Raw genomic sequence first — 24,025 nt, 5'->3', positions numbered from 1 at the left:
GGAAAGGACAGGACCATGGCAACAATGGTGCTATCAAGTGTTGGTGCAGCCGTTGGCGGCGCAGTCGGTGGCCCTTTCGGTGCCATAATCGGACAAACACTGGGGGCTCTGGGTGGAGCATGGATCGATCAGCAGATCTTCGGTGAAAACAGAGAGCTTTCTGTCGGCAAGCTAGGCGACCTGCAATTACAAACCGCAGCTGAAGGCGCATCTCTTCCCTTTGTCTATGGCCGTGTCCGCGTAACTGGCAACATCATCTGGGCAACGCGACTGGAAGAGGTGGTCTCCGAAGAAAAACAGGGCGGAAAATCCACTGGCTCATCGACCAGTATCACCAGCCACAGCTACTTCGCCAACTTTGCCGTGGCCCTCTGTGAAGGCCCCATCACCGCAGTACGCCGTGTCTGGGCTAACGGTAAGGAGCTGGACACCAACGCGATTAACATGAGGGTGTATCTGGGGGCAGAAGATCAACAACCTGACCCACTGATAGAAGCCAAGCAAGGCACCGCGCCAGCCTACAAAGGCACCGCGTATGTGGTGTTCGAACGCCTCTCTCTGGCAGAGTTCGGCAACCGCATCCCTCAACTCGCCTTTGAAGTACTCCGCTCCATTGAACCACTGGAACAGCAGATCAAGGCAGTCACGCTCATCCCCGGAGCAGGTGAGTTCGCCTACCACCCGCAGGAAGTCATCGAGAAGCTCGCTCCCGGTAACACCCGGAGCGTCAACCGCCATGGCAAGGGCGAGGAAACCGATCTGGTCCGCTCTTTGGATGAACTTCAGGCCCTCTGCCCAAACCTGAAAAGCGTCGCGCTCGTTGTCGCCTGGTTTGGCGATGACCTACGCGCTTCCCAGTGCACCATTCAGCCCAAAGTGACCTACCAGACCACAAAGCACCTGCCAGAAAACTGGAGCGTTGCAGGCCTGACCCGCGCTGAAGCGCAGGAGGTCTCCCGCATCAATGACAGACCTGCCTATGGTGGCACTCCCTCCGATGTTTCCGTCACAGAAGCCATCAAGGAACTAAAGCGTCGCGGCCTTGCCGTCATGTTCTACCCGTTCGTGATGATGGATATCCCCGATGACAATCAGCTGCCCGACCCATATGGCGCAACCAATCAATCCAGCTTCCCCTGGCGCGGACGCATCACTTCTGAAATCGCAGCAGGACAACCCGGAACACAGCAGGGAACCAGCGCAGTTACGCCGCAGATAGACGCTTTTGTCGGCTTAGGTAGTGACTGGCGGTTTCGCCGTTTCATCCTGCACTATGCCAATTTGGTAAAAGAGGCCGGGTGTGTGGAAGCGTTTCTCATCGGCTCAGAAATGCGCGGTCTCACCCAATGTTGGGCAGGCGGCGGCACGTTTCCTTTTGTTGATCACCTGAAAATACTGGCCACAGAGGTCCGCCAGATTGTCGGCGACCAGACTAAACTTTCCTACGCAGCCGACTGGAGTGAATACGCGGGCCACCCCCCTCAATCCGGTGACCTGCGCTTTCCTCTGGACCCACTCTGGGCGCATGCTGACATCAATTTTGTCGGCATCGATAACTACCTGCCACTATCGGACTTGCGTCAGAACGATGACCCGCAAACAGCCTACAATCTCAAGGAATTGCGAGAGGGAATTGCCTCGGGCGAGTATTATGACTGGTACTACGCAGGCAACAATGACCGTTCCGAAAAGGCCCGCAGCCCGATTACAGACGGAGCCTACAACAAGCCATGGGTGTTCCGGCAAAAAGACCTTAAGAACTGGTGGCAAAACCAGCACTTTGAACGCAGTGCAAGTACGCAGCAAAACACACCAACCCCCTGGGTACCGCAATCCAAACCCATCTGGTTCACCGAACTCGGCTTTCCTGCTGTCGATAAAGGAACGAACCAGCCCAATGTCTTCGTGGACCCTAAGTCTGCCGAAAGCGCATTACCGCACTTCTCCAGCGGGCAACAGGATGACCTTGTCCAACGTCGCGCGCTGGAAGCAAGCCTCAGTTATTGGGGAACAGATCATCCGGACTGGCCTCAGGGCGACAATCCAGCCTCAAACACCTACGCAGGTACGATGGTCGATGCGGACAACGCCTTCCTCTGGACATGGGACGCCCGCCCATTCCCCGAATTCCCAACATATTCAGATGCCTGGGCAGATGGTCAGAACTGGCAGCTCGGCCATTGGCTGACAGGTCGTCTCGGCGCAACCTCTCTCTCAGGCCTCATCCGTGCCATGCGTGATGATTTTGGACACACACAAGAGCTGACAGAGATCGCTGAACTGGGCGAAACCCTCGAAGGTCTGATCGTGACAGGCCCAACGTCCTTACGCTCTGCGCTCTCTCCCGTCCTGCAACTCGCCGGAGGCATTGCCGTTGATCGCGGAACCCATCTGGCCATCCTCCCTAAATACGCCAAGGCCACAGAAAATGGAAAACTGAGCCTTGCTGACCTATTGGAAGCTGAAGAGGAGGAGGGCTATATCTCCATCAGCCGCAATGATGGCAGCGACCTGCCAGCTGAACTCCGACTGCGGGGAATGGACCCCAATAACAATTATGAGGCTCTCGTTGTCTCCTCCCGCCGTTTGGAAGGCATGGACAGGCGCACCTCCAACATCCAGCTCCCCATCACAGCTTCGCTCTCCTCTGCCAAAAAGCTGGTTCAAAAAATGCACCAGAGCGTGTGGCTGGATCGGGAGACCCTTAAGTTTAAACTTGCTCTGAGTAAAATCGATCTGCGACCGGGTGATGTACTGGAACTTCCCGGCGAGCTTCTGGGTGATGACACCACTTCCTTTCAGTGCCGGATTGATCAGGTCTCATCTGGTGCTCATCTGGACGTTCAGGCAATACGGCTCAACGGATATCCTAATATCGCAGCAGCAGTCTTGGATGGATCATCACAACGATCTTTCAACGACACCACCTCAGGTCCGCCAATTGTCAGCATCTTGGATTTGCCAAGGTTCCACAGTGAGGGAGCAGATGACGGAAGCCCGGTGGTCGCTATCTACAATGCGAACTGGCCGAGTGCCTATCAGCTGTACAGCTCCAGCTCAGGTGAAGAATTCACACCGCTAGTGCAGGTGACAGAACCAGCCACCACGGGCATATTGCAAGAACCTCTCACCTCTGGCCCACTTTGGCGATGGGATTTGGTCTCTCATATCACCGTAAAACTCTACGGAGGCCAGTTACAAAGCCGAAAGCTGCTCGATGTGCTCTCAGGCGCAAATGCCTGTGCCATTCGCAAAAATGAGGAGTGGGAAGTGATACAGTTCAGTCAAGCAGAACTGATCGCCCCCAAGACTTACAAACTCACGCAGTTACTCAGAGGGCAATTGAGTACGGAGCATCTGGTTGCTTCGTCGAGTGAGGAGAACGCCGAATTTATCCTCTTGGACCAATCCCTGCTGAAACTGCCATGGACCAGCGACAAAGCTGATGTTGCGCTCTCATATCGTGTCGTTCCAGCTGGCAAACCTCTGGGCTTTAAATGGGCCGTGAACACAAGCCATGCTGGAAAACAAAGCTCACTTAAACCATTCGCACCGGTTCATCTGAGTGCAAGCCAAGCCGATAATGGGGATTTGGAACTTAAATGGATTCGCAGAGCCAGATGGGAGGCGGACAGCTGGGCAACGCCAGATATTCCGCTCCAAGAGGATAAACTTCAGTTTTCGGTCACGCTTTATCGTCAGGATGAAGGCGAAAATGAACGGACCGCCTTGCGTGAATACGAGGCCACACAGGAAAGCCTGATAATCCCACAAACCGAGCTGCAATCGCTATTTGGAGCAGGTCAGCATCTGGTAGCCTGTGAAGTTGCTCAAAACTCAACGAAATTCGGTTTGGGGACAACTTCAGATTGCTTGGCGAGCGTAACACTTTAACAATTGCTTTTACCGGATTATTTGCAAACCAAGCCAAGAAACATCACAGACCCCAGAGAATCTGCTAGGTCTTTGTTTTGAAATATATAACACCTCGTTCATGTGAGGTTCAGCCAGTGCCGGTTAGAAGACGCCCTATGAGACACCAATTCCACAACCTCTTTTTTCGCTCATTGATGGCACTGGCTTTGGCGGCAACGGTTTTTACATGGTCAGCACCTGCGCAGGCCGCGTGTTTGTCCTCCAGCCAGACCAGGCAAGCTGTTGCCAGCGGTCAGGCGCGGCCTCTGGGCTCGCTGCGGGTCAATGGGCAGATACTCTCAGCCAAGCTCTGTGAGCGAGGAGGGGGATTGGTCTATGTGCTGTCCGTACTCAACAACGGCAACGTCTCACAAGTGACGCTGGATGCAAGAACTGGGCGCCGGTTGTAACCGATTTGAGAAGAACTCTGGATAGAGATTTTTCTGCCTGAATTTGAACGAATTTTGGAAGCGATATTAGGTGATACTGCACATTCCTATCTGAAAAGTGGAAACCGATTTTCAGATAGGAATGTGCAACTGTAAAATTAAAGCAGTCTGAACTGCTTTATGAGCCTGAGTGCTTGTGTGGGGTAGATCTTATGCGAATGTTGATCGTTGAAGATGATCGGGATTTGAACAGACAACTGTCTGAAGCGTTGGAAGACGCCGGTTACGTTGTCGACAAAGCATATGATGGCGAGGAAGGCCATTTCCTCGGCGATACTGAACCCTATGACGCTGTCATTCTGGATCTTGGTTTGCCGCAGATGGATGGTCTCAGCGTATTGGAACGTTGGCGTAGAGATGGCCATTCCATGCCAGTCCTTATCCTGACGGCTCGTGATCGTTGGAGCGATAAGGTTGCTGGCATTGATGCTGGCGCAGATGATTACGTTGCAAAGCCCTTCCACATGGAAGAAGTGCTGGCACGGGTGCGGGCACTGGTGCGCCGCGCCGCCGGTCTGGCTTCCAACGAGATATCTATCGGCGACATTGTTCTGGACACCAAGGCAGGCAAAGTGACGAAAAACGGCATGTCCGTAAAACTCACCTCTCACGAGTTCCGCCTGCTGTCTTACCTCATGCACCACAAAGGCCGAGTGATTTCCAGAACCGAACTGGTTGAACATCTGTACGATCAGGACTTTGACCGCGACTCCAACACCATTGAGGTGTTCGTAGGCCGATTGCGCAAGAAGTTTGGTAGTTCACTGATCGAGACCGTACGTGGATTGGGCTACAGGCTACAGGAAGAAAATGCCTGATAAGAACAGCGCAGACACCAACGACTTGCAGGGGCCGCTCAACTGGAATCCCATCAGGTTCATTCGCAAGAAGCAACAGGCGTCATTGGCATGGCGTCTGATTTTTGTTGCGGGCCTGTGGGCTGTTGTCAGTCTTGTTGTTGCGGGTGCTATTCTTGTTGCTCTGTTTCGAGAAGCGGGGGAGAAAGCACTGGATGAGCGCCTTGAAGTCCACATGACAGCAATTGTCAGCGCCCTTGCTGCGGAAGGGGAGCAGAAGAACCCTACATTAAGCCGTATCGGTGATCCACGGTTTAACATGCCGCTGTCGGGATGGTACTGGACCGTGCAACGCGGTGGCAAAGTTCTGTTTGAAAGCGAATCTCTTTTTGGTGACACGCTGCGCCTACAAAACATGCAGGGCGAACTGGAACTCAAGCAAAATATCACTGGCCCAGCTGGTCGCGATCTGCGCCTCTTGCAAAAACGCATCCAGTTTGGTGGTCTCCAGCCTGTAACAATCGCAGTTGCCGGAAGCACGCGAGAGCTTGGCGAGAGTACCGCATCCTTTGCATGGCAAGCAGCGATCACGCTGGGTGTTCTCGGTCTTGGTCTTGTCGCTGCTATCTTCCTGCAAGTGCGCTTTGGCTTGCGTCCGCTAACAGAACTTCAGGAGAGCCTTGGTCGGGTCCGTCAGGGAAAAGAGGAAGCAGTTCAGGAAGATCTGCCCAAAGAGCTGAAACCGCTCGCTGTTGAATTGAACGCACTCATCCACTCAAACAGAGAAGTCGTGGAACATTCCAGAACACAGGTGGGAAATCTTGCTCATGCCCTGAAAACGCCTCTCTCTGTCATTACCAACGAGGCCAGAAGTTCAGATGAGCCGCTCGCTTTGAAGGTTTCGGAGCAAGCGGATCTTATGAGAGGGCAAGTTCAGCACTATCTGGAAAAGGCACGGATGGCGGCTCAGCGCCGGGTGATCGGTGTGTCGTGTGAAGCTGCACCTGTGGTGTCGCGCATGGCACGTGCAATGGAAAAAATCCATCGTGACAAAGAGCCTGAGATCACGGTTGATATGGATGAGACTCTGTTGTTCCGTGGTGAGCAGCAAGATCTGGAGGAAATCCTTGGGAACTTGTTGGATAACGCCTGCAAATGGTGTGATAAAAAAGTGTCAGTGGCGCTGAAAAGCAACAATTCCTCTGCGTCACTCATCGCTCTGATCGTAGAAGATGATGGCCCTGGATTGGGGGCTGAAGAGAAAAAACGTGCGCTGCGCAGAGGGCAAAGATTGGATGAAACCGTCCCTGGAACGGGTTTGGGTTTATCCATAATTGTTGACATTGCAGGTATTTACGGTGGTTCATTTGAACTTGGCGATAGCGAGTTAGGTGGATTGAAGGCAACGGTGACCTTGCCGTCTCTGACAATCTGATCTGTTTTGGGGCAGGGGTTGCATCTGTTTCAAACAGTCCTGATAGTAAGTGTAACTGTGTTTTAAGGGGTTGCTCCACGATAGCGTTTTCAAGCTAATGACGCTGCTTTGGTTTGAGGCCTTACTGGAAGACCTTGGAAGGGACAAAGAGCCTTTCCGGAAAACGGATAAGTCGCAAAAGCGACAAAGAGGATGCATGTTGGTGCGAAACTGGAAAAAACTGATGGTCTTACCTGTCGTTGTTGGCGGTTTAGCCAGCTGTGCGACATCTGATCATGTCACCAGTGCTCAAACTGATGCCGAATCCTCATCTATTTTCGGTTTCTGGTCTTCTGACAGTGAGCAAAACGCAGCAGCTCAGGCTGCAATCGACAGCGCCACAGAAGGCGAGTTGAAGCAACTGCTCAGAAGCGGTGACCTCGACACCGTCTATAAAGCACAGAGCAAAGCGTTGAATGCATCTGATGCAGGCAACAAAGTTGTCTGGCGCAACCGATTCTCTGGCGCACAAGGCACAGTTAAGTCTGGTCCTGTCTATTACGTGAATGACCGCCGCTGCCGCGATTTCCAACATACCATTGCGTATGATGAGAAAACGCAGCTGATCAAAGGTGCGGCCTGTAAGGACGGTGAGCGCTGGGCAGCGCTGAACTAACCCGAAATCCCTCGCTATAAGCAGTTTTTGCGGAAGGAAACACACCTTTCGCATGCGGAAAAGGCTGATTATCAAGATTTGATTAAGCAATTCCGCCGATAGTTTTGATCAACAAATACAATTTTAGCAGTTGTCGTCTGCTGCATGTTGTGAGGGTTGAGCGTGTATAAGCTCAACCAGTGTAAAGCTGAGTACCAGAGAGATTTGGATGCACGAGGTCAACCATAAAGCATTGCAAATGGAGAAGGTGTTAGGAGCCTTGTCTCAATCTGCTTTGCGGATGTTGGAACGGTCTGTCGATGATACCGTGCAAAGCGGAACATCTGTACCAAATGCCGAACTCATGCTGCTCACTATTCGCAGGCTCCTTGGTGAAGCCTCTTACATCCCTGAAAATAGGCTGTCTCTGGATACGCCACTCAAGCGCGCAATTCTAAGCCCTCTTCAACCATTCCTCATTCAAATACCGCTGAGCACGCCGCAGCAAGGTCGGATCGATGCCGCAGTAATGGAGCCGCTCTGGACCTACATGCGCCAGGTGCTTCTTTCTAATGAGTTTACCGAAGCGGTAGAAGCCTTGGAAGAGCTGTGTCAGCAACAAGATTTGCCCACGACCCATGAAACCATCCAGAAAGCACTCTATACATGCGCTGAGGGTCTCCGCCTGCGTTTGGTTGCTGCTGCAAAAAAAGAGCTGGAAGCAGCAGATCAAGACATTCAGATAAAGACAAAGCTTCGCCGCAAGGTTGGAGGCCATGTCAATTTTGATTTCCTCTGTGACGTTCTGGTGATTTTGGAAAGAGCGCCTGCATGGGAAAAGGTGATGGCAGACACTCCACCTTTTGCAGAAGACATCCTGTCCATGTCCTCCGGTAACAGTTTGCAAAACATGCGTACCCATATGGAGCAGCACAGAGCTGAGGCCAATTATCTTGCAGCGCTGTCATTCCTTCGTCTGGACGAAGCGCCTGTTGACCTCATTAAACTGGCTCAAACCCTCGCAGCTGTTCCTACTCTTAAAGATATTACGGGCACCCCTTATGCAGCCTTTATAGAGTTTGCTTTGTCTTCTTTGGAGCAAAGTGTGTCCGTCGTTGAAGGCTGGCGCATGGAAGAGGAGGCCATTGTTGGGCTTCCGGAAGCAGCCAACGCCTGCTTGCTGCATTTTGAGGAACTAGAAGAACTCGAAGGCTTCAGCGCTTGCGGTCAATGGAACCAGCGTGCTGTTCAGCTCAAAAATCGTTTGTGTATTCTGTTACGCGATGAACTGCGCAACCTCCCAGCACAACTGGAGGAAGCAATTTCTTCAGAAACAAAACCTGACATTGCAGATTTGCAGGGTGGGTACCGGCTGGAGCAGATTCAACGCGCCTATCACAAATGTTTGAGGGGATTAAAACTCGCCAAGTTAGCGTCGCAATATGCAGGTGTGCTTGGCTTGAACGAGCTGCAAATCTCAACCAGAGATCATGTCGAACGTTTCATCGATCGCAACTCTGAGAAACTTTTGACAGCTCCCAAAGACGAGCAAAACGAGACTGAAAACCTTCCGAATTATGGCGAAATTTCGAGAAAATTGAGCCGTTTAATCTCGATGAGTGAGATCTCGCTGGAGCCGGAAGACACCGCGAACCTCATTCGCAGACAGAAGACTTACCTGAAAGATGCCGCCTAACCCCCTAGTAGTGCCTGCGTCTTTTAGAAAATAAGTGCAACTTCATAGGTATTTTGTGGGTATATGGCTTGTGCGACTGCCCGTCGCAGGGGGGGAACTGTTGCCTTTCACATTTAGAACCTGTCTATTTGAGCCACTATGACATTCTGGTTAGTTCTCGCAATTTTGACGGCGGCGGTCGCATTGGCCGTACTCGTTCCATTGGCTCGCTCTCCCAAGGTTAGTCCTGATGAGCGCAATGATGAAGCTGTGTTTCGTGCCCAGCTCGAAGAAATACAAAAAGATCTTGAGCGCGGTGTAATCGCGCCGGACATGGCAGAAGCCGCCAAAATTGAAGTGTCGCGTCGCTTGTTAGCCGCGCACAAGCAAAACCAGGGAGACCACCAGTCAGCTCCCTCTAAAATGCGCATGCGCATTGTGCAGCTGACAGCGGTTGTTTTGGTACCTCTGGCAGCGCTAGGTATGTATTTACAGTACGGTTCTCCGGAAATCCCTGACCAGCCACGCGCTGAGCGTTTGGCTGAAACCGCAGGGCAGGCTGATCTTGAAGTTCTGATTGCCAGGACTGAGGATCACCTCAAAGAAAACCCCAACGACGGACAGGGTTGGGCTGTAATCGCACCTGTTTACATGCGTACGAGCCAGTTTGATAAGGCCCGCCGCGCCTATGCGCAGGCGTTGAGCCAGTTCCCTGAAAATCTCGATTTCATGGTTGGTTGGGCTGAAGCAAGCATTTTCGCAAATGAAGGACAAGTGTCCGATGAAGTTGAAAAGGTTTTGCGCCGGATCAACCTTGCTAAGCCTGAAATGCTGCAACCCTACTACTATCTGGCAATGGCTATGGGCCAGAAGGGCCAGATAAACGAAGCGCTGGCTGCCTGGAATGCTCTGCTGAAGACTGCAGATCAAAATGCTCCTTGGGTGGACGCAGCAAAAGCACAGCGTGACGAACTGATCGCACGAGGCGCCGTTATATCTGGTGAGGCTGAGGCAATCCCGGCACTTGGACAGCCAGCAGGACCTTCTGCTGAAGAAGTTGAAGCAGCAGCTGAGATGAGTGCGGAAGATCGCAATGAAATGATCAACCAGATGGTTGTGCAACTGGATGAACGCCTTAATGAACAGGGTGGTTCTGTTTCCGAGTGGGGTCGCCTGATACAGGCCCGCATTATTCTCGGGGAGCAAGTGGAGGCCGCAAAAGCAGTCGCCCGCGCCAAGCAAAACCTGAAGGACGATGCGGCAGCGCTGGAACAGATCAACCAACTGGCCGCGAGCCTGAATTTGAGCCCTGCCGAATAAGGCAGGGGTTGCATATCTTTGATGAATACCAAGCGGTTTTCGGAAATAAGATATGCCTAGGACAAAGAGATAGAGCTTCTTTTGATGTTCTATTGAGCTGCAGAATACAAACGCCGTAAGGCATTAGTTGGCAACGTATCTACGGAACTGCGAGTATGACACGTAAACAAAAAAGACTCGGGCTTATTGGTCTTGCGGGATTGGTGCTGGGGTCAGCTGTCGGCTTGGTTCTTTATGGACTCTCCAGCAGCGTGACTTATTTCCAGAGCCCAAGCGACATCGCTGAACAGCAAGTTGAAGTTGGGCAACGCATCCGTCTTGGCGGTTTGGTTGAAGATGACTCTCTTGATAAGAGCCGGGGCTCAGTGATCCTCTTCCGGGTAACCGATCAGGCAGAAGCTATCCCGGTTTCTTACAAGGGCATTTTGCCAGATCTGTTTCGTGAAGGGCAGGGCATCATCGCTGAAGGCCACATGGACGAGAAGGGTGTTTTCATTGCAGACACGGTTCTGGCCAAGCATGATGAAAGCTATATGCCAAAAGAGGTCTACGAGACCTTGAAGGAAGATGGCCACTGGATGGAAGAGGAACAGGCCGCCTCCGCAGAGCAAAGCACCAAAGTAAACTAAAAAGTAAAATCAACCGGCTCTGCCCAAAAGGGCCGGTTATCCAGCGCCAAATGGATACTAGGATATCGTAATGATAATTGAACTTGGCCACTATGCACTCATTCTGGCATTGGTAGTCGCGGCTGTTCAGTCGGTCTTTCCAGTGTGGGGTGCAGTGAATTCAGACCACCGTCTGATGGGGATGGCACCTGGCCTTGCCGTACTTATGTTCCTTTTGACTTGCGTTGCCTTTGCCGCATTGACCTGGGCATACCTGAACTCAGACTTCTCGCTTCTGAATACCTATCAGAACTCCCACAGCGACAAGCCGCTGGTCTATAAAATCTCCGGTGTGTGGGGCAACCACGAAGGCTCCATCCTTCTCTGGGTACTTATTCTGGTGTTGTTCGGTGCATTGGTTGCAGTGTTTTCACGCAACATTCCACAGCGTCTCCGGGCTGCTACTCTTGGCGCTCAGGGCTGGGTTTCCTTTGCATTCCTGCTCTTCGTCATTGTTGCATCAAACCCCTTCACCCGTATCAGCCCTGCACCGTTGCAAGGCTCGGGCCTCAACCCAATGCTGCAGGATGTCGGCTTGGCGATCCATCCGCCAATTCTTTACATTGGCTACGTTGGCTTCTCCATCGTGTTCGCGTTTGCTGCAGCTGCGCTCATTCTTGGCAAACTTGATGCCGCTTGGGCGCGTTGGGTACGTCCTTGGATCCTCGTAAGCTGGATCTTCCTGACCCTCGGCATCGCAATGGGTTCTTACTGGGCTTACTACGAACTCGGCTGGGGTGGCTGGTGGTTCTGGGATCCGGTCGAAAACGCATCCTTCATGCCATGGCTCACCGGTACAGCGCTACTTCACTCCGCAATCGTAATGGAACGTCGGGATGCTCTGAAGGTTTGGACTGTTTTCCTCGCACTGCTGACATTCTCCTTGTCGCTGCTGGGGACCTTCCTCGTCCGTTCAGGTGTTCTCACCTCCGTACACGCATTCGCAGTTGATCCGGCACGTGGACTCTTTATCCTTGCGATCCTGCTGATCTTTGTCGGTGGGTCACTCACATTGTTTGCATGGCGCGCACCATTGCTTCGTCAAGGTGGCCTGTTTGCACCAATCAGCCGCGAAGGTTCACTGGTGTTGAACAACCTGTTCCTGACAACAGCCTGTGCTGCGGTCTTTGTCGGTACGCTTTACCCACTCGTTCTGGAAGCCTTCTCTGGCGACAAGATCTCCGTGGGTGCACCATTCTTCAACCTGACATTTGGCCCAATCATGGTGCCAGTACTGATCCTGATGCCATTTGGCCAGCTTTTGGCATGGAAGCGTGGTGATGCGTGGGGTGTAGCCCAACGCTTGACCTCTGCTTTTGTGATCGCAATGCTCGCGACTTTCGGCCTGATCTGGTTCATGGGCGTCAGTACAACAAGCATTATGACAGCGCTTGGCTTCGGTTTGGCATTCTGGGCGATCTTTGGTTCCCTTTGGGAAATCGTTGAACGTTCTCAGCTGTTCAAAATTGGCTTTGGTCGTTCCATGGCCCGCATCAAAGGCTTTGCACCAACTGTCTGGTCTACTGTGCTGGGCCATGCTGGTCTTGGGATTACCGTTCTGGGTATTGTGACAACAATGGCGTTTGAATCTGAACGCGTTGAAGTGATGCGCCCAGGTGATACGCTGGAACAGAACGGTTACAATGTGACCTATGAGAAGAGCTGGACCCAAAATGGTCCGAACTATCAGGAGATGGTCTCCCAGTATACTCTTCGCAAAGGTGGTAACGTCGTCGGTATCATGGAGCCATCCAAGCGTGCTTATAATGCCAGTGGAATGCCAATGAGTGAAACATCCATCGCGACCTTCGGCTTCTCGCAGGTGTACTTTGCAACGGGTGATTCTGACGCAAATGGTGGTATTGTTACGCGCATCTACTTCAAACCGCTGATCACGCTGATCTGGATTGGTACTCTGCTTATGTCTCTGGGTGGCTGTATTGCTCTCTTTGATCGTCGCCTGCGTGTTGGTGCTCCTGTTTCAGCCCGCAAGCGCAAAGGCGTAGCAGGCGGTGTTGCAACAGCAACCCCAACTCCGGCGGAGTAATGACCATGAAGATGAAGTTCGTACTGGTATTGATCTCTTCTGTTCTTCTGGGAACTCCAGCTGCTTATGCAGTCAACCCGGATGAAGTCTTGAAAGATCCTGTTCTGGAAGAACGTGCACGCGAAATTTCCAAGGAAGTGCGCTGCGTGGTCTGCCAGAACCAGTCCATTGACGACTCCAACGCTAAACTGGCGAAGGATCTACGCCTGCTGGTGCGTGAGCGACTGGTAGAAGGGGACAGTGACAAGGAAGTTATGGACTATCTTGTTGACCGCTATGGTGAGTTTGTCCTTCTCAAACCGCGCTTTGCGTTCCACACCCTGTTTTTGTGGGGCGGCGGACCTCTCGCATTGCTGCTTGGAGGCTTTTTCCTGTGGCGTACATCGCGAAAGAAAAAGCATGCACCGCTGAAGAGCAGTACAGCGGGTGTCAAGCCGCTCTCGGATGAAGAGCAGGCCGAACTCGACAAGCTTATGTCTTCTAAATAAGACCAATAACAGAGCCCCGCAGACATGGTTTGCGGGGCTCACGTTTAATCACATCTTCTTGCAACCAGTTGAATTGTAAAGACGCCTGTAAGCGCGCACTAGATACCTGTCTCTTAATATATATTCCGAATGTGCCAGTTGCGCAGGAAATGACAGGAACAGTTCAAATGGCAAACGATCCCATTAAATTGGAATTTGAAGGCTCTCAGGGAGCGCATCTTGCAGCGCGTCTGGACACACCAGATGGTGAACCAAAGGCCTATGCCCTGTTCGCCCATTGCTTCACTTGTTCCAAAGATCTTTCCGCAGCACGACGCATTGCATCTGCTTTGACCAAAGACGGGATTGCTGTTCTGCGCTTTGACTTCACTGGTCTCGGTAATAGCGGTGGCGACTTCGCTTCCACCAATTTCTCATCAAACCTTCAGGATCTTGTTCGCGCCGCTGATTACCTGCGGGAGCATTATGAGGCACCAAAGCTGCTTGTAGGGCATTCTCTGGGCGGCGCAGCTGTGCTCGCAGCAGCCTCTGAGGTGCCAGAGGTAAAAGCGGTTGCCACAATCGGTGCACCAGCCTCAGCTGATCATGTGATTCATAACTTCGGAGCTTCCCTTGATGAGATAAAAGAGAAGGGCGAAGCCACCGTCCAGCTTGGTGAACGACCGTTTAAGATTAAACGCCAGTTTATCGAAGATCTTGAAGCGCAGGATGTTCGGTCGCGCGTTGCTGTGCTGAAAAAGGCAGTGTTGGTTCTTCACTCGCCAATTGATGCCACGGTTGGCATTGAGAATGCTGCTCAGATCTTTGAGGCAGCGAAGCATCCGAAATCATTTGTGTCTTTGGATGATGCCGATCATCTGCTGTTTAAATACAAAGATGCAGACTATGCAGCACGCGTGATTGCAGCATGGGCAAGCCGCTACACGCAGGACTAACTAAAGCGAGGTGGGAGCAACTACGAAGTTTCCCCATCATTACAGAAGATTAATGTGGCAGATAGGTGTTTGTAAGGTTCGCTCTGGCATAGTCATTCTCAACGAAATGCAAAAGCCCGTTTTCCCCAGTTGGGCTGAGATTGACTAAATGGAGTTGAGCCAAATGAAGTTGACCAAGAACGCAAGTTCCAACGTTGTTTCCCTGTCTGCTGCAAAAACCACTTCCAAACGTCGTTCCCGTCTTCTCAATGGCACCATGGCACTGGCAATTGCAGGTGCAATGGTTGCTCCGCTGACACTTGTTCCAGCAACCGCTCAAGCCGAGCCGGTTCGCGTAAATGCGCCAGCAATGCCAAGCTTTGTTGGTTTGGTCGAAGCCGTTCAGCCAACAGTTGTTTCCGTTCGTGTGCGCTCTGAGGTTAAAGAGAATGATCGTCTGGCGGGCATTCCTCCAATGTTCCGCGATATGCCGGATGATCACCCACTGCAGAAATTCTTCCGCGAGTTTGGTGGTCCAGGTGGTGAGCAAAAAAAGAAAGCCCCACCACGCAAGCGCTTCGATCAATCTCAAGGGTCCGGCTTCTTCATCTCTGATGATGGCTATGTAGTGACCAACGAACACGTGGTTGAAGGCGGAACTGAGTTCACCATCGTAACCAGTGAAGGCGAGGAACTGGAAGCCTCGCTGGTTGGTTCCGACAAGCGTTCTGATCTGGCTCTCCTGAAAGTGGAAAGCGAAGAAAAGTTTGAATACGTCGCCTTTACAGATGATGCTCCACTGGTTGGAGAATGGGTCGTCGCAGTTGGCAACCCGTTCGGTCTGGGTGGCACTGTAACGGCTGGTATCGTCTCCGCTCGTGGTCGTGACATCGGCGCTGGCATCTATGATGATTTCCTTCAGATTGATGCTTCTGTGAACCGTGGTAACTCCGGTGGTCCTGCATTCAACGTGAAGGGTGAAGTGGTCGGCGTAAACTCTGCGATTGTGTCTCCAAGCGGTGGCAACGTGGGCATCGCATTTGCGATCCCGGCACAGACTGCAAAAAAGATCATCTCTGACCTGAAAGAAGACGGCGCAGTAACCCGCGGCTGGCTTGGCGTTCAGATCCAGCCTGTGACCAAGGACATCGCTGAATCCCTCGGTCTTGAAAACGAAAACGGCACGCTGGTTGCCGAAGTTCAGGGCGATACCCCTGCAAAAGCTGCTGGCTTCCAGGCTGGTGACATCATCCTCAAGGTCGATGGTGAAGAAGTGAACGGCCCGCGTGAACTGGCAAAGGTCATCGCTGGATACTCACCAAACACCGAAGTGAAGATCGAATACTGGCGCAATGGTGAAATCGACACCGCGACTGTGAAACTCGGCACTATTCCTGAAGAGAAAAAACAAGCCTCAGTGAGCAAAAGCAAGGATGCGAATACCGCATTGGTAGACAGCCTAGGTCTGGAACTGGCAACTGCTGAACAGGCAGGTGTTGATGAAGAAGGCGTTGTTGTCACCAAAGTAGATCCAGATGGACCTGCTGCTGACAAAGGCCTCGCACCTGGTGCGATCATCACCGAAGTTGCTGGTGTTAAAGTTGAAACACCAACCGATGTTGCAGAACAGGTTGAAACAGCACGTGAACAGGGACGCAAGGCAGTTCTGCTGCGTGTCACCCGTGGTGAGAACACACTCTTTGTAGCGATCCCGCTGGAAAAGAGTGAGGAATAAGCCACTTACAAGAATGCGGATCACGAGAAACGCCCCTCTCGTGATCCCTCGTCGAAACACCAAAGATACCCTCACAGGTGTTTCGGTTGTTTGAGGGGCTGATAGCAAGGGTAGCCCTCTACTTGATGTCAGTCCTAAAAACCAATGCTGGAAGAAAAGGCAGGGACTTTATCATCTGCCAACTTCACCTATAAAACTTATGCAAATGCTGACGGTTACCCCCAACAGCATTTGCTTTTTTTTATCGTTTCCCGTCAATGTGAGGAAACGACCAATGCCTTGCTCTGGGAAATGAAAAAATGAGAATCTTGATTATTGAAGATGATCGGGAAGCGGCAGACTATCTGCTCAAAGCACTGAAGGAAGCAGGGCACTCACCTGATCACGCAGACAATGGGGAAGACGGACTTGAGCTGGCAATCTCCAACACGTGGGATGTGCTCGTCGTTGATCGCATGCTGCCCAAACGCGATGGCCTCTCCATCATCGAAACACTGCGTGCCTCTGGTGATGAAACGCCCGTATTGATCCTCTCAGCGCTCTCGCAAGTAGATGATCGCGTGACCGGTCTGCGCGCAGGTGGAGATGACTACCTCTCAAAACCCTACGCCTTTTCTGAACTGCTCGCCCGTGTTGAAGTGCTGAGCCGCCGTAAAGCTGGTCCACAAGTGGAAACCAAGTTGCAAGTTGCTGATCTTGTTCTGGATCGCCTCGCGCACTCTGTTAGCCGTGCTGGACAGGAGATCGTGCTACAGCCCCGCGAGTTCCGCCTTCTTGAATACCTCATGAAGCATGCTGGGCAGGTAGTGACCCGCACCATGTTGCTGGAAAACGTCTGGGATTATCACTTTGATCCGCAGACCAACGTGATTGACGTTCACATCTCAAGGCTTCGGTCAAAGATCGACAAAGGGTTCGATTTCCCGTTGCTTCATACTGTTCGTGGTGCAGGGTATTCCATCCGTGACAGCTCTAACTAGAATCCTCTCAACCACAGCCTTCAAGCTGGCCGCAATCTATCTGACGTCGTTTACGGCGCTCTCTGTGTTTCTGTTCATCTTCATCTCGCAGAACACCGATGACCTGATGAATAAACAGGTGGTGCAGACGGTTGATGCAGAAATTCAGGGCCTTGCCGAACAATATGCACAAAACGGTATCAACGGGCTCGTCGTTGGTGTGGAGCGCCGTGTCCGAAGCCCCAACTCAAACCTCTATCTCATTCTGGACTACTCTGGAAACGTCATTACGGGCAACATCGCCTATCTGCCTGAGAAAGTTCTCTCAGTGTCCGATGGCCGAATTCAGTTTGTCTCCTACACACCACTAGGGTTTGCTGAGACGGACCAGAACAAAGCCAAAGCGATCGTCCGCATCTTCGAATTGCCCGGCAACTTCAAGCTGCTGGTCGGACGTGATCTGGAAGATCAGGTCCATCTGAAAAGCTTATTGGGTGACGCTTTGACCCTCTGGCTGGTCGGGATGGTCGTTCTGGCTGGCATCACATGGTTCTTCCTCAATCGCCGTATCCTGAAACGCATAGATAACCTTTCCATGAGCTCCCGTCTGATTATGGAAGGTGATCTTGCCGGTCGCCTCGATGTGACTGGTAACGGAGATGAGTTCGACCGTCTGGCCAGCAACCTCAATGTGATGTTGGATCGTATTGAAGAGCTGATGAAGGGCCTCAAGGAAGTCTCCGACAACATTGCACATGATCTCAAAACACCGCTCACACGTATGCGAGGGCGCGTGGAAGCTGCACTACGGCAAAACTTGAGTGAAAATGAAGGCCGCGAATGTCTGGAAGAGACACTGGTTGAGACCGATGAGCTGATCAACACCTTTAACGCACTGCTGCGCATCGCACGTGTAGAAGCGGGTTCCACTGGAGCTGAGCTGCAATCAATCAAGCTGGGCAACATCGTCAAGGACGTTTGCGAACTTTATGAGCCCGTTGCCGAAGATGATGGTGTTGAGTTCTCTGTCTCACTGGAAGATGAGCCTGTCATCGAAGGTGATCGGGAGTTACTGGCGCAAGCTCTCGCAAACTTGATAGAAAATGCTCTCAAATATGGTCGCCCAACCGAAGAGAATATCAAACCCACAATCAAAGTCGTACTGTCTGGAAATGATGAGCAGGCTATACTCAGCATAGAAGACAATGGTGCTGGCATCGCTGCTGCTGATCGTGAGCGGGTGTGTAATCGCTTCGTTCGGCTTGATAGCTCTCGCCATGCACCGGGTTCTGGGCTTGGATTGTCACTTATCAAGGCGGTGGTAACTCTCCATCATGGAGAATTGCAGCTAACATCGGCTGGGACAGCAGATGATTCTGAAAGTGATAAGCAATCTGGCCTGCGGGCCCGGATTGTTCTGCCCTTAAACAAGGGGCAAAGAGGTGAGGGAGAGGGCAACGAAGCATGGGACAAGGCTCGGAAGAAGAACGCCACCAGCTAAAAAGCAGCATTCTGAAGCGCGAACATCGTGAAGGAGCTCTTGCTCCTTTATTTGAGCGCTTAGAACGCCAACCCATCTGTGCAGATGATGATCTGGGTGATCGGTACCTGAAAGATCTTACTGAGAAGCTGGAACGTAAGGACCTCATTTCTGAGTTTGAACAGCTCTGTCAGGGCGCCCCCCATCTGCGCAGCTTTGTAAAAGGCTTCATGGTCAGTGCGCCGTTCCTGCGCGAGACCATGCTGCGCGATGTTCAACGCTTCCTGCGTATTTTGAATACACCGCCGGAAGAGACCATTGCGATCCTTTTACAGGACTGCCTGAATGCCCGACCTGAAAGCGAAGCTGCACTTATGCAGTCGCTGCGTCTGGCAAAACAGGAAATGGCTCTCACGGTTGCGTTGGCGGATATTGCAGGTGCATGGCCGCTGGAAAATGTAACGGGTGCTCTCACCAAGTTTGCAGATGCATCATTGACCGCCTGCCTACGCTTCTGCCTTCGTGAGCTTGAAGTCAAAGGTAAATTTATTCCGGTTGATCATGATGAACCGGAAAAAGAGGCAGGTTTCTTCATTCTGGCCATGGGCAAGCATGGTGCAGGTGAACTTAATTACTCCTCAGACATCGATCTGATCGTTCTTTATGATCCTGAGCGTAGCCGCCTGATTGGTGGTGCAGAAGCGCCTGTTGAATTCGTCCGTATCACCCGCCGTCTGGTGAAGCTCATGAACGAGCGTACCGGGGATGGATATGTTTTCAGAACCGACTTGCGCTTACGACCAGATCCAGGAGCAACGCCGCTGGCAATCTCTGTTCCTGCAGCGCTGGTCTATTATGAAAGCCTGGGCCAGAACTGGGAACGTGCAGCGCTCATCAAAGCACGCCCATGTGCAGGCGATATTGAAGCCGGTGAGATCTTCCTTGAAGAAATACGCCCATTCGTCTGGCGCAAATATTTGGACTATGCCGCCATTTCAGATGTGCACTCCATCAAACGCCAAATCCATGCCCACAAAGGCTTCAGCAAAATCACAGTTGCCGGTCATAACGTGAAGCTGGGACGGGGCGGTATTCGTGAAGTTGAGTTTTTCGCGCAGACCCAACAGCTGATCGCAGGTGGCCGCAACCCGCAACTACGCGACCGGCGAACACTGATCACACTGGAAAGACTGGCTGACTGTGGCTGGATCGACCAATCCGCTGCAGAAGATATGGAAGAAGCCTATCGCTACCTGCGCGAGGTTGAGCATCGCATTCAGATGATCAACGATGAGCAGACCCACATCCTGCCTAAGGATGAAGAGGCATTGGCACGTGTCTATCACCTTATGGGCATTCAAGGCCGCTCTGAGTTTGCTGACATGATCCGCTCTAAATTTGAGTTGGTGCAAAAGCACTACTCAGGCCTGTTTGAGCATGAGCCAGATCTGGCAACCAACCTTGGCAATTTGGTCTTCACAGGAGATGATGAAGACCCCAACACGCTCGAAACTCTCAGCCATCTTGGATTCCAAAGACCTGTCGATGCAATCCGCACCATCCGTCAATGGCACTACGGCAGATATCCGGCAGTTCGTGCGCCAAAGTCTCGTGAACGGTTGACCGAGTTTACCCCAATTCTGCTGGATGCATTAGCGCGTACTGAGAATGCAGACAAAGCACTGCTGACATTTGACTCCTTCCTCTCCAAACTGCCAATGGGTGTGCAACTCTTCGGGTTGCTCAAGTCTAACCCGCACCTGTTCAACTTGCTGACGATGGTGATGGGCAACGCACCACGTATGGCCGAGATCGTCTCCAAACGCGTCCACGTTCTGGATGCGCTTCTCGACCCGGCATTCTTTGGTGGGGCGCCATCAGCAGAGCAGATTGAAACAGCGCTTGCTGTGACGCTCGATCAGGCTGGGTATTATGAAGAAGCGCTCGACCGGGCGCGTATCTTTGTACAGGAGCAACAATTCTTGCTCGGCCTGCGCTTGATCACAGGAACGATCACAGCAGCAGAGTTAGGGCAGGGGCTTTCAACACTTGCAGACGCAGTGCTCTGTCAACTGTTGCCACGTGTTCAGCAGGAACTGGAAGATGCTCACGGCAAAATTCCAGGAGCTGAACTTGCTCTTGTTGCCATGGGCAAACTGGGTGGACAGGAAATCACTTGTGCATCGGACCTTGACCTGATCCTGCTCTACGATTTCCCCGAGGATGTCGTGCAAAGTGACGGCAAACGCCCGTTGGCCCCAAGCCAGTACTACAGTCGCCTCACTCAGCGCCTTGTATCCGCCCTGACTGCGCCGACGGCAGAGGGCGTCCTCTACGAGGTTGACTTCCGTTTGCGGCCCTCAGGCAACTCTGGACCTCTTGCAACGCGTTTTGCATCCTTCAAAGACTATCAGTCCAACGATGCCTGGACGTGGGAGCATATGGCCCTGACACGTGCTCGTGTCATCACCAGCTCAAGCCCTGAGTTTGCTCAACAGATCGACTGTGCGGTCTCCCAGTTGTTGCAGGACAAGCGCGATATTGAAAAACTGGCCCGTGATGTCTGCGATATGCGTGCGCGCATCCAGAAAGAAAAACCAGCAAAGAGCCCATGGCAGATCAAGGGTATTCCGGGTGGCTTGATCGATATTGAGTTCATCGCCCAGTTCTTGCAGTTGGCTCACGGTGTCGAGCATCCTGAAGTCCTGCAGGCGCGCACCGAAGATGCATTGCTTAAGGCGCGTGATTTTGGAGTATTGCGTGAAGAGGATGCTGACACGCTTATTCCAGCCCTTCGAAACTATGAGGACCTGACACAGATCCTGAAGCTCGCTCAAACCGGACACTTTGACCCAAAAACAGCTCCGGGTGGCTTGCTTGATCTTCTTGTAAATGCAGGAGGTGAGCCAGACTTTGAACGTCTGACCATCTACATGCAGGAACAACAGATCATGGTCCGCAGAACCTTTGAGCACCTCATTGGCAAAGTGGAAGAAGCTGAAAAGACCAGCTAAAATAATGTACATCTGAAAACAAAGAAAAGGCCGCTGATGAAGCGGCCTTTTCTTTGAAGATTGTCTTCTTGCTCTTAAGCTGCGTTCAAATTGCTGATGCCTGTCAGACGGCCTTTGTCGCGTCCCTTAGCTTTCAAGGGCAGCTTGATCGTAACCTCGGTGCCTGTACCAACTTCAGAAGCAATTTCCATGTAACCGCCGTGCAGCTCGCTGAGAGATCGTGCAATCGCCAGACCAAGGCCTGACCCTTTGTGCGTCTTGGTGAATTGGTTCTCCACCTGCACAAACGGCTTGGCAAGACGGTCGATATCTTTCTTGGAGATTCCGATACCATTGTCAGAGATCTTCAGTTCAGCAAAGGCACCCACCTTGCGGGCAGAGACCCTAACCTCACCATTGTCTGGTGTAAACTTGATAGAGTTTGCAAGCAGGTTGAGTAGGATCTGCTTAACAGCGCGGCGGTCAGCCTGCAGATGCATGTGAGGCAGATTTTCGCTAACAACCTTGATGTTCTTCTCAGCTGCTGTTGCAGAGATAATCCGGGCAGCATCCTGAACGATCTGCTGGATCTGAACATCTTCAACAGACAACTCAATCCGGCCCGCTTCAATCTTAGACATATCCAGAATGTCGTTGATCACGTTCAGCAGGTAGTTACCGGAGGAATGAATGTCCTTGCAGTATTCTTTGTACTTGTCGGAACCAAGATCACCAAACATGCCTTGATCCATAATCTCAGAGAAGCCGATGATCGCGTTCAGTGGTGTTCTCAACTCGTGGGAGATGTTTGCAAGGAATTCGGACTTCGCCTGGTTTGCATCTTCCGCGCGGGTCTTCTCATCCGCATACTTCTCGGTCAGTTCTACCAGCTGTTGAGCCTGTAGTTCAAGTTTCTGGCGGGACTGGCGCAAGTCGGCAATGGTCGCCATATGACCGCGCTCAGACTCAAGCAATTTCTCTTCTTTACGCTTCAGCTCTGTAATGTCGGTGCCAACGGAAACGAAGCCACCATCTTTGGTCCGGCGCTCTGAGACCTGTAACCAGCGACCACCTTCCATCTCAACCTTGTAGGAACTGCCCATATCGCTGTCGATGTGGTCGCCTTCCTCAGGCTCAGAAATAATCGGTTGGCTCGCGGAAGACATGACAGTTGCATAAGGCGTGCCCGACTGCACAACATGGTCTGGCAGCTGATGCAGCTTGCGGTAGTTGGAGTTACACATCACCAGATGGTTGTCAGCATCCCACAGGACAAAGGCTTCGGAGATGTTCTCAATCGCATCACGCAGGCGTAGATCAGCAGTACGGCTCTGCTCTGCCAAGCGCTTCTGCTCGGTCACATCCATACAGATGCCGATCAGGTGAGGTTCATTGGTACCCGCATCGGTTTGAACTTCAGCACGAACCCGAAGCCAGACCCAGGAACCATCACTGTGACGCATGCGCCATTGACGATCCACGTTGCTCTTACCGGTATCCAGCAGGCTCTTTGCAAGATCGTAAAGATCAACGTCATCAGCATGGGTCAGGGATTGGATCTCAGCAAAGCCCATAATGTCATTACGTGGATCCATGCCCAGCATCTCATAAAGCGAGGCAGACCAGAACACGCGGCCACGGGAAAGATCCCAGTCAAACAGGCCGCAGCGACCACGGTTGAGGGCAGCGTCTATGCGAGAGCGCGTCGCCGAGTAAATGCCATCTGCCTGTTGCGCTCGGGTTGCCTGCGCAAAATAGGCATAGATGATGACCAGCAGCACCATGGAGGTTGCAACAAAGATCGTGACATTGGCGGAAAGTTCAGCACGCCAGGAAGAGAAAATTGCATCTTCTGGCTGCATGATAGCAACCATGCCGATTTTGTTTGGTAGATGATGAACTGTTGCCCGGGTTGCGTCTTTGGTGCCCTCATTGAGCGTCAGCACACCTGCGCGCTTTCCAAAGAACGTCATTGGTTGAGTGTCACCAAGGAAACTGGTAATTTTCAACCCTTCCATATCAGGACGGGTCGGAGCACTGGCAACAATGGTACCGTTCGGGTCAGTCAACAGAATTTGGCGGCTTTGGCTGGTGGCCCGGGGGGGCAGGGCCTCAGAAAGTGCACGCTGCAAAGCAGAAGTCAGGCCGGCGGAGCCTTTTTCTTGCTCGGAAATTTCAATGCTGGCGGTCAGGGCAGTTGCAATAAGTGTGAGATCGTCCTGAGCCTTCTGGCCGACATTCTCATAATTGTAAGCAATCTCAAGTCCGCGGAAGATAGCGGTACACGCAATGAACACGATGCAAAGAGCAGGAATAATTCTGCGCATCATTGGTTCCGTTGTTAAGAGGCGTTGGTAGGCTGGTTGAGCGAGCAACTTGATATGTCCGGTCAGAGCGTCTTTTTTGCCTGTCCGTTTGGTCGAGTTCAAGAGTCGTCGAGCGGTCGCGCCCCCTGCAAAGGCTCGTGCCATGAATGCCCCCATGTGTCAGATTCCGCCGCAAATAACTCGGGTTGC

General features: G+C 52.2%; 15 protein-coding genes and 1 pseudogene. 15 read left to right on the top strand and 1 reads right to left on the bottom strand.

Going from position 1 to position 24,025, the window contains the following annotated elements; genetic code table 11:
- Window positions 1-15 precede the first annotated feature (15 nt).
- The 15 genes and pseudogenes from DHN43_RS02860 (at window position 16) to DHN43_RS02790 (ending at window position 21,530) form a co-directional block, all read left to right on the top strand.
- The gene (locus DHN43_RS02860) at window positions 16-3,894 is read left to right on the top strand and encodes a baseplate multidomain protein megatron (protein ID WP_108817667.1); all 3,879 of its coding nucleotides are present in this window, start codon (window positions 16-18) and stop codon (window positions 3,892-3,894) included.
- Between the two features lie 137 nt (window positions 3,895-4,031).
- The gene (locus tag DHN43_RS02855) at window positions 4,032-4,325 is read left to right on the top strand and encodes a PepSY domain-containing protein (protein WP_208981842.1); all 294 of its coding nucleotides are present in this window, start codon (window positions 4,032-4,034) and stop codon (window positions 4,323-4,325) included.
- 191 nt (window positions 4,326-4,516) lie between these two features.
- On the top strand, window positions 4,517-5,182 hold the full coding sequence (locus DHN43_RS02850) for a response regulator transcription factor (protein ID WP_057465896.1): 666 nt from the start codon (window positions 4,517-4,519) through the stop codon (window positions 5,180-5,182).
- A complete protein-coding gene (locus tag DHN43_RS02845) occupies window positions 5,175-6,596 on the top strand; it encodes an ATP-binding protein (RefSeq protein WP_208994798.1) in 1,422 nt (473 codons plus the stop codon). The genes DHN43_RS02850 and DHN43_RS02845 overlap by 8 nt, the downstream gene beginning before the upstream one ends.
- A gap of 223 nt (window positions 6,597-6,819) precedes the next feature.
- On the top strand, window positions 6,820-7,251 hold the full coding sequence (locus DHN43_RS02840) for an RT0821/Lpp0805 family surface protein (protein ID WP_208986598.1): 432 nt from the start codon (window positions 6,820-6,822) through the stop codon (window positions 7,249-7,251).
- A gap of 208 nt (window positions 7,252-7,459) precedes the next feature.
- Complete coding sequence (locus DHN43_RS02835) at window positions 7,460-8,926, top strand: hypothetical protein (protein WP_108817666.1); 1,467 nt, start codon at window positions 7,460-7,462, stop codon at window positions 8,924-8,926.
- A gap of 138 nt (window positions 8,927-9,064) precedes the next feature.
- The gene (ccmI, locus tag DHN43_RS02830) at window positions 9,065-10,225 is read left to right on the top strand and encodes a c-type cytochrome biogenesis protein CcmI (RefSeq protein ID WP_108817665.1); all 1,161 of its coding nucleotides are present in this window, start codon (window positions 9,065-9,067) and stop codon (window positions 10,223-10,225) included.
- Between the two features lie 155 nt (window positions 10,226-10,380).
- A complete protein-coding gene (gene ccmE, locus DHN43_RS02825; RefSeq protein ID WP_082597161.1) occupies window positions 10,381-10,854 on the top strand; it encodes a cytochrome c maturation protein CcmE in 474 nt (157 codons plus the stop codon).
- Between the two features lie 70 nt (window positions 10,855-10,924).
- Window positions 10,925-12,940 carry a heme lyase CcmF/NrfE family subunit gene (locus DHN43_RS02820; protein WP_063288184.1) on the top strand — a complete coding sequence of 672 codons (2,016 nt, stop codon included), beginning with the start codon at window positions 10,925-10,927 and terminating at the stop codon, window positions 12,938-12,940.
- A 5-nt stretch (window positions 12,941-12,945) separates the two neighbouring features.
- Complete coding sequence (locus DHN43_RS02815) at window positions 12,946-13,428, top strand: cytochrome c-type biogenesis protein (RefSeq protein WP_199914763.1); 483 nt, start codon at window positions 12,946-12,948, stop codon at window positions 13,426-13,428.
- A 167-nt stretch (window positions 13,429-13,595) separates the two neighbouring features.
- Window positions 13,596-14,351, top strand: a pseudogene (locus DHN43_RS02810) (alpha/beta hydrolase family protein); the annotation flags it as partial.
- 175 nt (window positions 14,352-14,526) lie between these two features.
- Window positions 14,527-16,077 (top strand): Do family serine endopeptidase, encoded by a 1,551-nt coding sequence (locus DHN43_RS02805; RefSeq protein ID WP_108817989.1) that lies wholly within the window; start codon window positions 14,527-14,529, stop codon window positions 16,075-16,077.
- Between the two features lie 299 nt (window positions 16,078-16,376).
- On the top strand, window positions 16,377-17,057 hold the full coding sequence (locus tag DHN43_RS02800; protein WP_057465903.1) for a response regulator transcription factor: 681 nt from the start codon (window positions 16,377-16,379) through the stop codon (window positions 17,055-17,057).
- Complete coding sequence (locus tag DHN43_RS02795; RefSeq protein WP_108817663.1) at window positions 17,041-18,537, top strand: sensor histidine kinase; 1,497 nt, start codon at window positions 17,041-17,043, stop codon at window positions 18,535-18,537. Before DHN43_RS02800 ends, DHN43_RS02795 begins: the two co-directional genes overlap by 17 nt.
- Window positions 18,501-21,530, top strand: coding sequence for a bifunctional [glutamine synthetase] adenylyltransferase/[glutamine synthetase]-adenylyl-L-tyrosine phosphorylase (locus DHN43_RS02790; protein WP_108817662.1), 3,030 nt, complete (start codon window positions 18,501-18,503; stop codon window positions 21,528-21,530). Before DHN43_RS02795 ends, DHN43_RS02790 begins: the two co-directional genes overlap by 37 nt.
- Before the next feature lie 74 nt (window positions 21,531-21,604).
- On the opposite strand, the gene DHN43_RS02785 is transcribed toward DHN43_RS02790, so the two are convergent.
- On the bottom strand, window positions 21,605-23,980 hold the full coding sequence (locus DHN43_RS02785; protein ID WP_208994797.1) for a PAS domain-containing sensor histidine kinase: 2,376 nt from the start codon (window positions 23,978-23,980) through the stop codon (window positions 21,605-21,607).
- Window positions 23,981-24,025 lie beyond the last annotated feature (45 nt).

The sequence above is a fragment of the Pseudovibrio sp. Alg231-02 genome, assembly GCF_900143565.1.
GTDB lineage: Bacteria > Pseudomonadota > Alphaproteobacteria > Rhizobiales > Stappiaceae > Pseudovibrio.
This window is presented reverse-complemented; position numbering and strand designations above follow the sequence as displayed.